This is a genomic window from Klebsiella sp. 7-CIP_Kleb. (assembly GCF_050378655.1).
Taxonomy (GTDB): Bacteria; Pseudomonadota; Gammaproteobacteria; order Enterobacterales; family Enterobacteriaceae; genus Klebsiella; species Klebsiella quasipneumoniae.
Genome location: NZ_JBNRLJ010000003.1, coordinates 95,877 through 108,753 on the forward strand (window position 1 = coordinate 95,877; position 12,877 = coordinate 108,753).

The 12,877-nt window shown below is 57.1% G+C and carries 14 protein-coding genes and 1 pseudogene; 7 read left to right on the forward strand and 8 right to left on the reverse strand.

Going from position 1 to position 12,877, the window contains the following annotated elements:
* Positions 1–24: 24 nt before the first annotated feature.
* The 3 genes from ACQUTI_RS13890 to exaC form a co-directional block, all read right to left on the reverse strand.
* Positions 25–687 (reverse strand): fimbrial biogenesis chaperone, encoded by a 663-nt coding sequence (locus ACQUTI_RS13890; RefSeq protein ID WP_032426129.1) that lies wholly within the window; start codon positions 685–687, stop codon positions 25–27.
* A gap of 194 nt (positions 688–881) precedes the next feature.
* The gene (locus ACQUTI_RS13895; protein ID WP_004205729.1) at positions 882–1,466 is read right to left on the reverse strand and encodes a fimbrial protein; all 585 of its coding nucleotides are present in this window, start codon (positions 1,464–1,466) and stop codon (positions 882–884) included.
* 699 nt (positions 1,467–2,165) lie between these two features.
* On the reverse strand, positions 2,166–3,686 hold the full coding sequence (gene exaC / locus ACQUTI_RS13900) for an acetaldehyde dehydrogenase ExaC (RefSeq protein ID WP_004205728.1): 1,521 nt from the start codon (positions 3,684–3,686) through the stop codon (positions 2,166–2,168).
* Between the two features lie 263 nt (positions 3,687–3,949).
* Here exaC and ACQUTI_RS13905 point away from each other — a divergent pair, with 263 nt between their 5' ends.
* Positions 3,950–5,737 carry a sigma-54-dependent Fis family transcriptional regulator gene (locus ACQUTI_RS13905; RefSeq protein ID WP_017900623.1) on the forward strand — a complete coding sequence of 596 codons (1,788 nt, stop codon included), beginning with the start codon at positions 3,950–3,952 and terminating at the stop codon, positions 5,735–5,737.
* A gap of 2 nt (positions 5,738–5,739) precedes the next feature.
* Here the strand turns inward: ACQUTI_RS13905 and ACQUTI_RS13910 are convergent, their stop codons facing one another.
* Both ACQUTI_RS13910 and ACQUTI_RS13915 read right to left on the reverse strand, forming a co-directional pair.
* On the reverse strand, positions 5,740–6,336 hold the full coding sequence (locus ACQUTI_RS13910) for an undecaprenyl-diphosphatase (protein ID WP_004205726.1): 597 nt from the start codon (positions 6,334–6,336) through the stop codon (positions 5,740–5,742).
* Positions 6,337–6,395: 59 nt separating this feature from the next.
* Positions 6,396–7,313 (reverse strand): LysR substrate-binding domain-containing protein, encoded by a 918-nt coding sequence (locus ACQUTI_RS13915; RefSeq protein ID WP_428923289.1) that lies wholly within the window; start codon positions 7,311–7,313, stop codon positions 6,396–6,398.
* A gap of 103 nt (positions 7,314–7,416) precedes the next feature.
* Here ACQUTI_RS13915 and ACQUTI_RS13920 point away from each other — a divergent pair, with 103 nt between their 5' ends.
* The 3 genes and pseudogenes from ACQUTI_RS13920 (at position 7,417) to ACQUTI_RS13930 (ending at position 8,950) form a co-directional block, all read left to right on the forward strand.
* Positions 7,417–8,022: an FMN-dependent NADH-azoreductase gene (locus tag ACQUTI_RS13920; protein WP_004205724.1), complete on the forward strand. Its 606-nt coding sequence runs from the start codon at positions 7,417–7,419 to the stop codon at positions 8,020–8,022.
* A gap of 74 nt (positions 8,023–8,096) precedes the next feature.
* Positions 8,097–8,396: an ArsR/SmtB family transcription factor gene (locus tag ACQUTI_RS13925; RefSeq protein ID WP_002914277.1), complete on the forward strand. Its 300-nt coding sequence runs from the start codon at positions 8,097–8,099 to the stop codon at positions 8,394–8,396.
* A 7-nt stretch (positions 8,397–8,403) separates the two neighbouring features.
* Positions 8,404–8,950: pseudogene (locus ACQUTI_RS13930) on the forward strand (rhodanese family protein).
* Here ACQUTI_RS13930 and lpxO read toward each other — a convergent pair.
* Positions 8,931–9,833: a lipid A hydroxylase LpxO gene (gene lpxO / locus ACQUTI_RS13935; RefSeq protein WP_004205722.1), complete on the reverse strand. Its 903-nt coding sequence runs from the start codon at positions 9,831–9,833 to the stop codon at positions 8,931–8,933. The pseudogene ACQUTI_RS13930 and the gene lpxO sit on opposite strands and share 20 nt — an antisense overlap.
* A 205-nt stretch (positions 9,834–10,038) precedes the next feature.
* Here lpxO and ACQUTI_RS13940 point away from each other — a divergent pair, with 205 nt between their 5' ends.
* Positions 10,039–10,218 (forward strand): hypothetical protein, encoded by a 180-nt coding sequence (locus tag ACQUTI_RS13940; RefSeq protein WP_004205721.1) that lies wholly within the window; start codon positions 10,039–10,041, stop codon positions 10,216–10,218.
* Between the two features lie 77 nt (positions 10,219–10,295).
* On the opposite strand, the gene stpA is transcribed toward ACQUTI_RS13940, so the two are convergent.
* A complete protein-coding gene (gene stpA, locus ACQUTI_RS13945; protein WP_023290746.1) occupies positions 10,296–10,697 on the reverse strand; it encodes a DNA-binding protein StpA in 402 nt (133 codons plus the stop codon).
* 728 nt (positions 10,698–11,425) lie between these two features.
* On the opposite strand from stpA, the gene alaE reads away from it, so the two are divergent.
* Positions 11,426–11,875, forward strand: a complete 450-nt coding sequence (alaE, locus tag ACQUTI_RS13950) for an L-alanine exporter AlaE (protein ID WP_004205719.1) — start codon at positions 11,426–11,428, stop codon at positions 11,873–11,875.
* A 78-nt stretch (positions 11,876–11,953) separates the two neighbouring features.
* On the opposite strand, the gene ACQUTI_RS13955 is transcribed toward alaE, so the two are convergent.
* Positions 11,954–12,316 (reverse strand): DUF2002 family protein, encoded by a 363-nt coding sequence (locus ACQUTI_RS13955; RefSeq protein WP_004205718.1) that lies wholly within the window; start codon positions 12,314–12,316, stop codon positions 11,954–11,956.
* 149 nt (positions 12,317–12,465) lie between these two features.
* On the opposite strand from ACQUTI_RS13955, the gene ACQUTI_RS13960 reads away from it, so the two are divergent.
* Entirely contained in the window at positions 12,466–12,813 is a 348-nt protein-coding gene (locus ACQUTI_RS13960) for a DUF883 family protein (RefSeq protein ID WP_004205716.1), read from the forward strand.
* Positions 12,814–12,877: the final 64 nt, after the last annotated feature.

Consider the following 12,877-nt stretch of genomic DNA (forward strand, 5'->3'; position numbering starts at 1 on the left):
CGGTAAGCTCATTACAAAGGGGAATTACTGCTGGGCGAAATCGCTGACGCCGCCGTAGTCGTTAATCGCCCGCCATTTGACGGTGCCGTGCCCGCTCACCGACCACGTTTTCTGACCGAAGGGGGCCACCATGCCAGGGTCGTCGATTGCCTGCCCGCCCACCGCGACGGAATAAAAAGAGACAAAATAGGGAGTGGGGTTTGCCACCGTCAGATGACCGCCGGACTGGCTAAACTTCAGCTGCTGCCAGGCTTTCGCCGGGTCGCCCGCCAGGCCGTTGGGGCGATAGAAGATTTTGAATTTCGACTTAATATTGACCTGCAGCTTGTTCACCTCGCCCTGGGGCGTCGGGGCGATACTTTTGACGTTCAGCCAGTAGACCGATTCACGGTCGCTGGGCAACGAGGCGCCAATAAAGTTAATGCGCAGGACGTTATTTTGCTCCGGATCGAGACGGAACAAGGGCGGTGTGACAATGAAGGGCACCCTGGCCTTATCGTTTTCCGCGTAATTTTCCACCCATGACTGCACCAGATAGGGCGTATGGGTATCGGCATTAGTGACTGAAATAGCAGCTTCACGCTTCCCTTCCTGATAAATCACACGGGTTCCACCCATGACAATACCGGCCTGCGCTGCCGTGGAGCACAGCAGAAAGGCCGCAACGGCAATTATTTTCTTCATCATGACTTACCATCAGGCAAAGGTTGAACAGACAATAAAATAAAGCAGTAAATAACAGAGCCAGTATCCGTCGGGATAATTCGCAAAAACAACTATACCGTCACGAATATATTTCATGACTTCATGACAATTATCTCTTTAGCTATCTGCAATTAATCAGGACGCAATGAACTGACTCTGAATAACGTGCAATATAATTAGTTATAAATCATATTGAAATTAGCCGTACCGTCGGCTTTACCTGCCGTCACGGTCGCCGCGGTGGAGACATAGTCGGCGTAAAACTCGAGGTCGGCAGTGCCGGTGCCGCCGCTGGAACCCGGAGTGACCGTTTGTTTTGCGGTCGTTTTACCGAGGCTGACCGCCGTCGTCTGATCGTGCTCATACAGCTTAATGGCTACGCCTTTGGCGCCGCCGCCGTTGATGGCCAGCAGGGAGGTATCCGTCTGTTCACGCGCGCCGTCAAACAGCACGGCGACGGTAGTCACGCTGGCCGGGCAATCTTTCACTTTGATATGGAAAGGAGTTTTCGTGGTTTCGGCGCCGGTGCCGGTAAAATAGTTGCTGGCCCATTTGCCCAGATCCACAGGCTGGCCGGAAGAATTACTATCGACGTTGCAAGAGCTGTCGGTGATCGACCCATTGAAGGTGATCTGCCCGCCGGCGCCTTGCGCACTGGTGCCCGAGTTTGGATTAATGGTATTGGCCGCAGTAGCCTGGAAGGCGACGCCAGAAAGCAGCGCCCCTATGAGGATGGTGATAAAGCGAGGTTGTTTTTTCATTATTTATCTCATCGTTAACGAATATATTTTCCATCATCGCTAATAGCTCCATAGCTATCGCGAAACGGCTCGTCAGCTCCTCCCTGTAAATGTTCATTGCGTTCCTTCCGCAGGATAGTAGGCACACGTTCTCTCCACTCTGCTTTATTTCGCCAACAGATGGCCATGAATGACAAGCAGAAGAAAAAAGAGTTATTTTGATGTGCGAAATAAATATATTACCCGAAGTATCAAAAGGCAACCTGAGTAAATGTTAATTGTAGGTTAACAACTGTATTCGCCATAAACTTAATTTTTGAAATGGCTTTTCAATGTTAATTTACATATCTATACAAAAGAAATTAAAATACCTTTAAACAACAACAGATCAATTCCATTAACAAATTTAAAGATAAGTGTTCAAAAAGTCGTCTTGTTTTATTGTGCGCTTGCCGGGCAGCACCAAAAAATTAGGAATTTTCCTGGTATTAATATTCATCATTTCTACACAAACGACGCTAAGACAGTCAGCCCCATCCGATAATTTCTTGTTCTGGAAGTGTTTTTATTTTCAAGTGAAAGTAGTTATATCAGTGATGTGAATATATCGCCGTTGCCGCCGATACTAACCCATCGTTTGCATGGGGTTATTTTGAAGTAAAAAAAATCCGCAACCCGAATGGATTGCGGACTGGGGATCAATCAGAAATGAGATGGACTTCAGAACAGGCCCAGCGGCGCGGTGCCGTAGCTCACCAGCAGGTTTTTGGTTTGCTGGTAGGCATCCAGCGCCATCTTGTGCGTTTCCCGGCCGACGCCGGACTGTTTATAGCCGCCGAACGCCGCATGCGCCGGATAGACATGATAGCAGTTGGTCCATACGCGACCCGCTTTTATGCCGCGGCCCATGCGATAGGCGAGGTTGGTATCGCGCGTCCACACCCCAGCGCCGAGGCCAAACTGGGTCTCATTGGCGATAGCCAGCGCTTCCGCTTCGTCCTTAAAGGTGGTCACCCCGATCACCGGCCCAAAGATCTCCTCCTGGAAGGAGCGCATATCGTTGCGGCCTTTAATTAGCGTGGGCTGAATATAAAAACCATTATCCAGCGCCGGCGCGATAGCCGCCCGCTCGCCGCCTGTCAGGATTTGGCCGCCCTCTTCCCGGGCAATCTGAATATAGGAGAGGATCTTGTCGAACTGCTGGCGGGAAGCCTGGGCGCCGATCATGGTGTCGGTATCTAACGGATCGCCGCGGCGGATCTGCGCCACCTTCTCCATGACCCGCGCCATAAAGGGCTCATAGATGGATTCATGGATCAGCGCCCGCGACGGGCAGGTACAAACCTCACCCTGGTTGAAGAAGCCGAGCACCAGCCCCTCCACCGCCTTCTCAATAAACTCCTCTTCTCCCTCCATCACATCGGCGAAGTAGATATTGGGCGATTTGCCCCCCAGCTCGACGGTGCAGGGGATAATATTCTCCGCCGCGCAGGCGAGAATATGCCGCCCGACCGGCGTGGAGCCAGTAAATGCCAGCTTGGCGATACGTTTGCTGGTGGCCAGCGCCTCGCCCGCCTCTTTGCCGAAACCCTGCACCACGTTCAGCACCCCGGCCGGGAACAGATCGCCGATCAGCTCCAGCAGCAGAGTAATACTCAGCGGCGTCTGTTCCGCCGGCTTGAGCACCACGCAGTTACCCGCCGCCAGGGCCGGGGCCAGCTTCCACGCGGCCATCAGCAGCGGGAAGTTCCACGGGATAATCTGACCGACAACCCCCAGCGGTTCATGGAAATGGTAAGCCACCGTGGTTTCATCAATCTCGGCGGTACTCCCCTCCTGGGCGCGCAGGCAGCCGGCGAAGTAGCGAAAATGATCCACCGCCAGCGGCAGGTCGGCGTTCAGCGTTTCGCGGATCGGTTTCCCGTTGTCCCAGCTCTCCGCCACCGCCAGATATTCCAGATGCTGTTCAATACGATCGGCGACCTGCAGCAGCAGCCGGGAGCGCTGCTGCACTGAGGTTTTGCCCCACGCCGGCGCCGCACGGTGGGCGGCGTCGAGGGCGAAGTCAATGTCTCTGGCATCCGACCGGGGAAACTGCGCAATGTTGCTGCCGTCTACCGGGGAGGTATTCATAAAGAATTCACCGCTCAGCGGCTCGACAAATTTACCGTCAATAAAGTTGCCGTAAGCGGATTTAAATGAAACCAGGGCGCCGGGCTGGCCAGGGTGTGCATAACGCATCGCAAATCTCCTTCTGTAGGGTTGAGACGCAGCGGCATATTGATTTTTTAAACTTGCCGCCGAACGCTTCTCACTTTGCAGGGGTTATGCCAGTTTTTTATTTACTTTAAATCTTTTTATTTATTAATAGGTTGCCTTCACTAACTGGGCAGATGGTCAGCCACTGTTGCACGGGTTTCCACTTATGTGTTGCAAATCGCAACACCAAATAAACCAAATAGCTACAATATCGCAACACAGCAACATCGACCCAGAGGTGCCCTGTGCCAGGCAATCCCTTTCTTCTCGCACCAGAGGTTAACGCCAATCCCCTGCTGAGCGATTCATGGTCTCGCTGCCAGCGCTACGGTCTGGATCCCGCTACCGAGGATTTTCCCCGCCTCGACGCCGGCGAGCTGGCGGATCGACTCGCCAGCCACCGCAGCCTGCAGCAGTTGGCGCAGCCGGTGGTGGAAGCCCTGTCGCGCCAGGTGGCGGACCTGCAGTCGGTGGTGATCCTCTCCGACCCCGGCGGTCTGGTGCTGCACACCGTCGGCGATACCCAGGCGATGCAAAAGGCGCAGCGCGTGGCGCTGGCGCCCGGCAATCTGTGGAGCGAAAGCGGGCGTGGGACCAACGCCATCGGCACCGCGCTGGCGATTGACGACGGCTGCGAAATCGATGGCCGTCAGCACTTTCTCACCCGCAACCAGAATCTGTACTGCGCGGCGATGCCGCTCCAGCGGCCGGACGGAAGTATCGCCGGCGTGCTGGATATCTCCGGCCCGGCGGATTTTCCCCACCAGCATACCTTTGGCTGGGTGAAAGCAGCGGCAAAGCAGATTGAGTATCTGTGGGTGAAGCAGAGCCTGCATCCTGAGCAGTGGCTGATGAGCCTGCACCGGCAGGTGGACAAGCTCGACAGCGTCGAGGAGCTGCTGCTGGTCTTTTCCGATAACGTCCTCACCGCCGGCAACCGGCTGGCGATGCGCGAGTTCGGCCTGAGCGCGGCGCAGTTTGGCCAGCTCACCTTTGCGTCGCTTTTTCCGACGCTGACGCAAACGGCGGTCAGCGTTCCCCTGCCGCTGACCACCCCGCAGGGTCGCTATCACTATCGCCTGCGCGAGCCCACCCGCCGCCGGGTGGCGGTGAGCGCCCCGCCGGCCATGCAGCTCCCCTTCACCAGCCCGCGGGAAGGCGAAAAGCTGCTCCGGCTGCTTAACGCCGGCATCGCGCTCTGTATTGAGGGGGAAACCGGCAGCGGCAAAGAGTATGTCAGCCGCACGCTGCACCAGCACAGCCGCTGGCGCAGCGGTAAATTCGTCGCCATTAACTGCGCCGCCATCCCGGAATCGCTGATCGAGTCCGAGCTTTTCGGCTACCAGCCGGGGGCGTTTACCGGCGCCAGTAAAAATGGCTATATCGGCAAAATCCGCGAAGCCGAGGGCGGGGTGCTGTTTCTTGATGAGATCGGCGATATGCCGCTGGCGCTGCAGACCCGCCTTCTGCGGGTACTGCAGGAGAAAGAGGTGGCGCCGCTGGGCGCCAGCCGCAGCGTGCCGGTGAACTTCGCCTTGATCTGCGCCACGCACCGCAACCTGACCCAGCGGGTCAGTGCCGGCGAATTCCGCGAAGATCTACTGTGGCGCCTGCGGGAGTATGCCCTGGCGCTGCCTCCGCTGCGCGAGTGGCCAGCGCTGGAAACCTTTATCGCCACCCTGTGGCGCGACCTGGGCGGCGCTTCGCGCCGGGTGACGCTGTCCACCGCGCTGCTGATCCACCTCAGCCAGCTGCCGTGGCCGGGAAACGTACGCCAGCTGCAGAGCGTCCTGAAGGTGATGCTGGCCCTCGCCGATGAGGGCGACACATTAACGCCCGATGCGCTGCCGGAGACATATCGCACCGCGCCTGCGCCGCTGCCGCGCGGGGGATTGCAGGCCCATGACGAGCAGTTGATTGTCGATACCCTCGCCAGAGTCAACGGCAACGTCAGCCGGGCGGCGCAGATGTTGGGCATCGCCCGCAGCACGTTATACCGTCGCGCCGCCCGTGCCGGACGGCCACGCCGCTGAGACTATGGCGTAAAGCGCGCCGGCAGCCAGGAGAACATCCGCCGGCTGACGGCCTCGCACAGCAGCACCAGTCGTGGGCCGACCGCCTGCCAGACTCGCTTCGCCACGATGACCCCACCGACGGCGACCAGGGCCGCGCCCACCATATCCAGCGGAAAATGCACCCCAAGATAGATCCGCGACCAGGCCACCGGCAGCGCGGCCAGCAGCATCAGCAGGCCAAGCGCCCGCAGGCGCAGCGACAGCAGCGCAAACGCAGCACTGAACATTACCGTACCGTGATCGCTGGGAAAGCTGTTATCCGCCGGATGGCTTATCCAGGTATGGCCGAGGGGGATCATAAACGGCCGCGGATGGAACCAGAGCGTCCCGCACACCATCCCCAGCCCGAGGGAAATGATCACGGCCAGGGTCATAAACAGCGCCTGACGATGTCCCTCACGGCCACCGAGAAACCACAGGCCGAGCGCGATCGTCGGCATCATAAACACAATGCCATTGGCGCAAAAACTGGCCAGCGACAGCAGGCCATCCGCGGCGCCAGGCTGCGCGTTAAGCGCGAAAAAAACAGATTGATTCAGGGTTTCCAGGGCGTTCATGGCGATAGCTCTCAGTCGTCATCTTTCTGTCATTATCGCCCGGATGCCTTAAGATACCCTTAACCGCTGGGCGGTGTGCTTTTAGCAAGGCGCAGTCCTTCCCGCAGGGCATCGATCGCCACCCGCGTTTTTTGCGGCAGCCACGGCCCTTCCGGCCACACCGCGTGGATAGCGAAACGCACACGGTCGCTGGGCGCCAGAACCTGCTGCAGCGTCCCGTCGGCGAGCGCCTGCGCCACCAGCCAGTCCGGCAGCCAGGCGATGCCCATCCCCTGCTGCGCCGCGGCGGCGATGGCGGCAAAGTCATCCTGCACCAGCCACGCCTCCGGGGTGAAGCGCACTTCGCCCTGCTGCGGGTCGTAAAGTTGCCATTTTTGCAGCTGACCGTTATGCAGATAGCCGAGGGTGCGGTGCTCGCTCAGCCCGGCGATGGTCTGCGGCGCCGGCTGGCGGCGCAGGTACTCCGCCGCCGCGCACAGCACCATGCCATGCTCCCCCAGCGCCCGCGCCCGTAGCGACCCGGTATCGGCCAGGCTCCCGATACGCACCGCGAGATCAAACCCCTCTTCCAGCAAATTGACCTGCCGGTCGCTGTAGTGGAGCTCGAGCTTCAGCAGTGGATAGCGCTGACTCAGGCGGAACAGCAGCGGCGCCACGCAGCGCTGGCCAAACAGCACCGGCAGCGAAATCCGCAGCCGTCCCTGCACCTCGCCTTTGCCGCGCTGCAGCGCTTCTTCGGCCTCGCGAATGCGACCCAGCGCCTCCCGACACTGGTGATAAAATTGCTCTCCCTCTTCCGTCAGCAGTTGCCTGCGGGTGGTGCGCTGGAATAGCGCCACGCCGAGACGCGCCTCCAGCCGGGCAATGGTTTTCCCCACCGCCGATCGCGTGACGTGGAGGATCGTCGCCGCGCTGGCAAAGTTACTGCTCTCGACCACCGTGACAAACACCGGGATCGCGTTCAGATCGTCGCGCACAGATTGGTTCCTTATGGGATACAATAGCGGAAAATAATGTCACTCCAGAGAGAAAAAAGACAGTGTTAGTCTCTGCCTCTACCCTTTACCTGAGGCACTTATCATGGCTAACGTTCTGGTATTAAAATCCAGCATTAATGGCGAAACGTCCCTGACCAATCAGCTGATTAACGAATTTCTCGCGGCGCGCCAGGCGGCGGGTCACCCCGATCGGATCCGCGAACACGATCTCAGCGCCATGGCGCTGCCGACGCTGGATGGCGCGCTGTTCGCCGCCCTGCGCGGGGCGGCGGATCCGCAGCCGGCCATCCGCGCGGCGGTTGCGCTCTCCGACCAGCTTATCGCCGAGTTAAAAGCCAGCGACCTGCTGGTGATCGGCGCCCCGATGTATAACCTCAACGTCCCGACCGATCTGAAGAAATGGTTCGACCTCGTGGCGCGGGCGCGGGAAACCTTTCGCTACACCGACAGCTGGCCGCAGGGGCTGGTCGAGGGCGTCCGGGCGGTGGTCGTCAGCAGCCGCGGCGGTATTCACCAGGGCGAAAGCACCGACGCCGTCACCCCCTATCTGCGCGCGGTGCTGGGGCTGATGGGGATCCATGAGGTGGAGTTTATCTATGCCGAAGGGCTGGATAACCGCCCGCACGGTCGCGACGCCGGGATCGCCAGCGCCCGGGCGCAGATAGCCGATCTCGCCGTTCCGGCCTGAGTCACGGGAAAATGTGCTGGCGCTGGCGGTCTTTTTATTTTAGAGTTATCTAAATTTAGAAAAAGCTAAAATACATGACCACACCTGAAGATCTGCAGGCCCGCGCCGGAGAAGCCGCCGCGCTAATGAAAGCGATGAGCAATCCTCACCGATTGCTGATCCTGTGCATGCTGTGCGACGCGCCGCGGGCCAGCGCCGGTGAACTCGCCCGCGCCACCGGCCTGAGCCCTTCCGCCACCTCGCAGCATCTCGCGCGGATGCGTGACGAGGGGCTGATCGACAGCGAACGCGACGCTCAGCGTATTCACTATTTCATCACCCATCCTGCAGTACAGCAGGTGATCAACACGCTGAAAACGCTCTATTGCCCGTGAGGAGCCTATGACCATCGCCACCTTAACCCCTGCCGAAGCCCGGGCGCAGATTGCCCAGGGCGCGAGACTGATAGATATCCGCGATGCGGATGAATACGCGCGCGAACATATTCCCGATGCCGAGCTGGTGCCGCTCGCCGCCCTGAACGGCGGCGCGACCCTAAACGCCCGGGCCGGCGAGCGCGTGATCTTCCACTGCCAGGCCGGCTCCCGGACGCAGAATAACGCCATTCGTCTGGCCGCCGCTGCCGCGCCGGCGCAGGTCAGCCTGCTGGCGGGTGGGATTCAGGCGTGGAAAGCCGCGGGGCTCCCGGTTGAGGAAGATAAATCGCAACCGCTGCCGCTGATGCGTCAGGTGCAAATTGCCGCTGGCGTTCTGATTTTACTGGGGGTGCTGCTGGGCTATACCGTGAACGGCGGCTTTTTCCTGCTCAGCGGCGCGGTCGGCGCCGGGCTCACTTTCGCCGGGGTGACCGGCTTTTGCGGCATGGCGCGCCTGCTGGCGATCATGCCGTGGAACCGGCGCCAGGGGAGTTAAAACGCACTCCAGATAAGCCAGGCAATGCCGCCGAAAAGCAGCCATTTGACGATGTAATAGACCGTCTTATTCCATTTTTTCAGCCGCTTGCCGACAATACGGATCTGGTAGATATAGCGAAATGCCCGGTTAATTCCGCCGGTGCGATCGCTGGCGTCGTTGGGCGCCGAGGCGGCGCTCATCAGATAGCGCCCCAGCCAGTGGTTGACCTTCTGCGCCCAGCGGTAGCGCATCGGCCGTTCAATATCGCAGAACAGAATCAGTCGATTCTCACCGCTGGTATTTTCTGCATAGTGGATATAGGTCTCGTCAAACAGCACGCCTTCCCCGTCGCGCCAGCTGTAGCGCTGACCATCCACCTCGATAAAGCAGCGGTCATCGTTCGGCGTCGCCAGGCCAAGATGAAAGCGCAGGGAACCGGCGTAGGGGTCGCGATGGCGCGGCAGACGGCTGCCGTCAGGCAGGGTGGCGAACATGGCCGCTTTTACCGACGGGATATCCCGCAGCAGCGCGGTAGTTTGCGGACAAAGCTGGCTGGCGGAAGGATGGGCATCCTCATACCATTTCAGATAAAAGCGTTTCCAGCCGGTTTTAAAAAATGAGTTAAATCCGGCGTCATTATATTTATCGGCCGCTTTAATCTGCTCCAGTTGCTGGAGGCGGATCCCTTCTTCGCGAATAACCAGCCAGTTCTGCTGCAATATCGCCAGCTCGGGAAACATCTCCGGGCGCAGATAAGGCGTATTCGGTACGCGGGAAAATAAATACATAAATCCATTCAGCGGCGCGGTAAATGTGGAATGGTCGGAGAGCTGTCGCCAGAAACGATAGCGCACCCGTCCGCGGTAATGGACATACAGTACAGCAATAACAATGATCAACAGAATGATATACTTCATGGTGTCTTTCCTGACCTGATTGGTGGTAACCCTACCCTCGCCGTCCCCCCTTCTCAGCAGCGGTATGGCGCCAGCAAAACATTAACAACTCTAATACATATACCTCCAAATTGTTTTAACAAAAAACAGCACACCCGGTGTTCAGTGAACGGGCGTTGAGCTATGGTTTAGGTTCATACGTAGTATTAACAGTAAGGAGTGAATGATGTTTTCTGTCGGCGATCTGGTGCAACCGCGTGCGGGCGGGCCAAAACTGAAAGTGATCGAAGTGCAGGGCGAGGATCTGGTGGTGGTTCAGGCCGCTCAGGAGCAGGGAGAACGGTATACGCTGAAGTCAGACGAGGTGACGCGATATCAGGAAGAGGGAGACTTCGGCGTCTGCTGAAGCTCCCTCGCTGCAGGTCATAAGGCCAGGCCGGGCGGTGGGTCTTCCCCGCCGTCGTGGCGCTGGCCGAATCGGTTTTAAATTAAAAAGCTGTCCAGCGATTTCCCCTCGGCGACCGCCTGGGCAATCGGCTTCGGCATTCTTCCCTGGCCGGTCCAGGTTTTCTCGGCGCCGGTATGATCGGTATAACGATATTTCGCCGGGCGCGGTTTCCGCTTTTTACCGCCCGCCATCGGCGGCTGAATATCGGCCACCAGCTCGTCAGGAGAAATACCGTCGGCGCGCATCAGCTCAAGCCAGGTATTCACTTTTTCCTGATATTCCGCTTGCTGCTGTGCCGCCAGCTGCTGTTGCGTACGTATTTCTTCAGTGACGATCCTGAGCTTTTCCAGCATCTCTTCAAGCACGTCAATGGAGAATTCACGGGACAGCGCGCGCAGTGAACGGATATTATTCAGTTTGTGTAACATTGAAGACATAAAATTAAAAAATTCCAAATAGCAAATTAAAAGACACAACGCGGCAAGTGTAATAGAAACGTTTATTTATTTCCAGCCTGCGGTTGTCCAGATAAATATATTATGCAGAGATTAAATCTCTTCCGCCTGCCCTATATCGGAAAATCCCCGATTCTTTTTCGCCAGCGCGGGCCAACGAGACCATGAATAAATAAAAGCGGCGGATAGTGAGATAGGAAAATATATTCAGCAGGCGATATTACCTTTATGGTCAGCGGCTTATCCTCTTATCGTCGGCGGATGCGCAGGCCCTCTCAGCCCAACCTAATGAATAGTTACTCGGCCATTCAGAATAAAACGCCACTCGGCACTTTAGAATTTTCCACCACAAAAACCGGCATAATGGCATAAAAACATCTAAACGAGACACTCATCACAGGCTAACGCGATTTTGCGCCACGGCGAGTGCTCAGACGCCGCCTCCCTGGTCAAACACCATGGCAAAACACCACATAACCACCTGAAAATAAACACATTTAATGAAAGAAGCAATAAAAGTAGCGTAACGGGCAGAAAACCAACCGTCGCAGAGTATTTTATCGACAAAAAGGCAATAAATAAAAATTTATAGCTAGTTGCCACTTTTAATGCAGAGATATACTCTACGCACATCAAAACAGGCAGCCCAAAAACGCTATACCAACGCGCATTTTTCGGCGTTCTTGACTTCATTTTCGAGGAGCACTCCGATGTTCTCTGCGCACTCCCGCTTGCGGCACGCGGTTGCAGACACCTTTGCGATGGTGGTTTACTGCACCGTCGTCAACATGATGATCGAAATTTTTCTCTCTGGTATGACGTTTGAGCAGTCGTTATCGTCGCGTCTGGTGGCGATCCCGGTCAACATTATTATTGCTGTTCCTTACGGGATTTATCGCGATTTCGCCATGCGTCAGGCCCGGCGCATCACTCCGGCCGGCTGGATGAAAAATATGGCCGACGTGCTGGCCTACGTGACCTTTCAGTCGCCGGTATATGTCGCCATTCTGTGGAGCGTGGGTGCGGACTGGCACCAGATTGTCGCTGCGGTGAGCTCGAACCTGGCGGTATCGATGATGATGGGCGCCGCTTACGGCTACTTCCTCGACTATTGCCGCCGCCTGTTCCGCGTGGCTCCCTACCAGCAGGCAAAAGCCTGACCGACACGTTAACAGCGACTGGCTCTGCCAGTCGCTTCCTCCCGCCAGCCGATTTCGCCCGGGCCTTTATCCAGCGAATTAATTCGTCGACATGGCCGGCTTAGCTTCGCCAAATAGCCCATTCAGAAAACGCTCAAGCGCCATGCGTGAGCTAAATCCGTGCGGAATTCCATAATGCTGCTGCGCATCCCCGGCTAAATACAGCGGAAACTGTTCATAATGGTCGCAGGTTTTGATATCTGAAGCCGGTTCAGCCAGCATATTGCTGCGCTCTTTTAACGCCGGATGAATAACTAACGCTGTTCGCCCCATGCGCGCTTCGCGGTTCACATAAACATAATTATCGCCGCGGCGATAGCCGTACGCTTTTTGCGTCACAACATCCATGGTGAAGCCGGCTTTTTCAAGAACACGCGCCACCTCATCGGGTCTTAAATACATACTGATTCCTCGTTATCTTTTACCGCACATTGACCTTACCTTATTCATTAAGGGCAGTGCTTTCGGAATATTCCAGAAACCACAGCAGTAAGCATAATTCAAAATCTTGTCCTACACTTACTCACTCGATGGAATTAAGGGAGATAACGATGGCTAACCATGTGAACCGCAACAATTTTGACGATAACGCCGAAGATATTCATAACGATGTCAGCCAATTAGCGGACACGCTGGAAGAGGTGCTGAAATCGTGGGGCAGTGACGCGAAAGAGGAAGCGGAAGCGGCGCGTGCCAAAGCGCAGTCGCTGTTAAAAGAGACCCGCGCCCGCATTAATGGCCACAACCGGGTGCAGCAGGCGGCGCTGGATGCGCGCCAGGCAGCATGTGATGCGCTGGGCTGCGCCGATACCTACGTGCGCAATAAACCGTGGCACAGCGTGGGCGCCGCCGCCGCCGTCGGGGTATTTATTGGCGTATTGCTCAATTTACGTCGATAATAGCTATAGCGTTTGCTGCCGCCGCGCGATCAGCGTGCGGAAGCCCGCCAGCTTCACGGAAAGC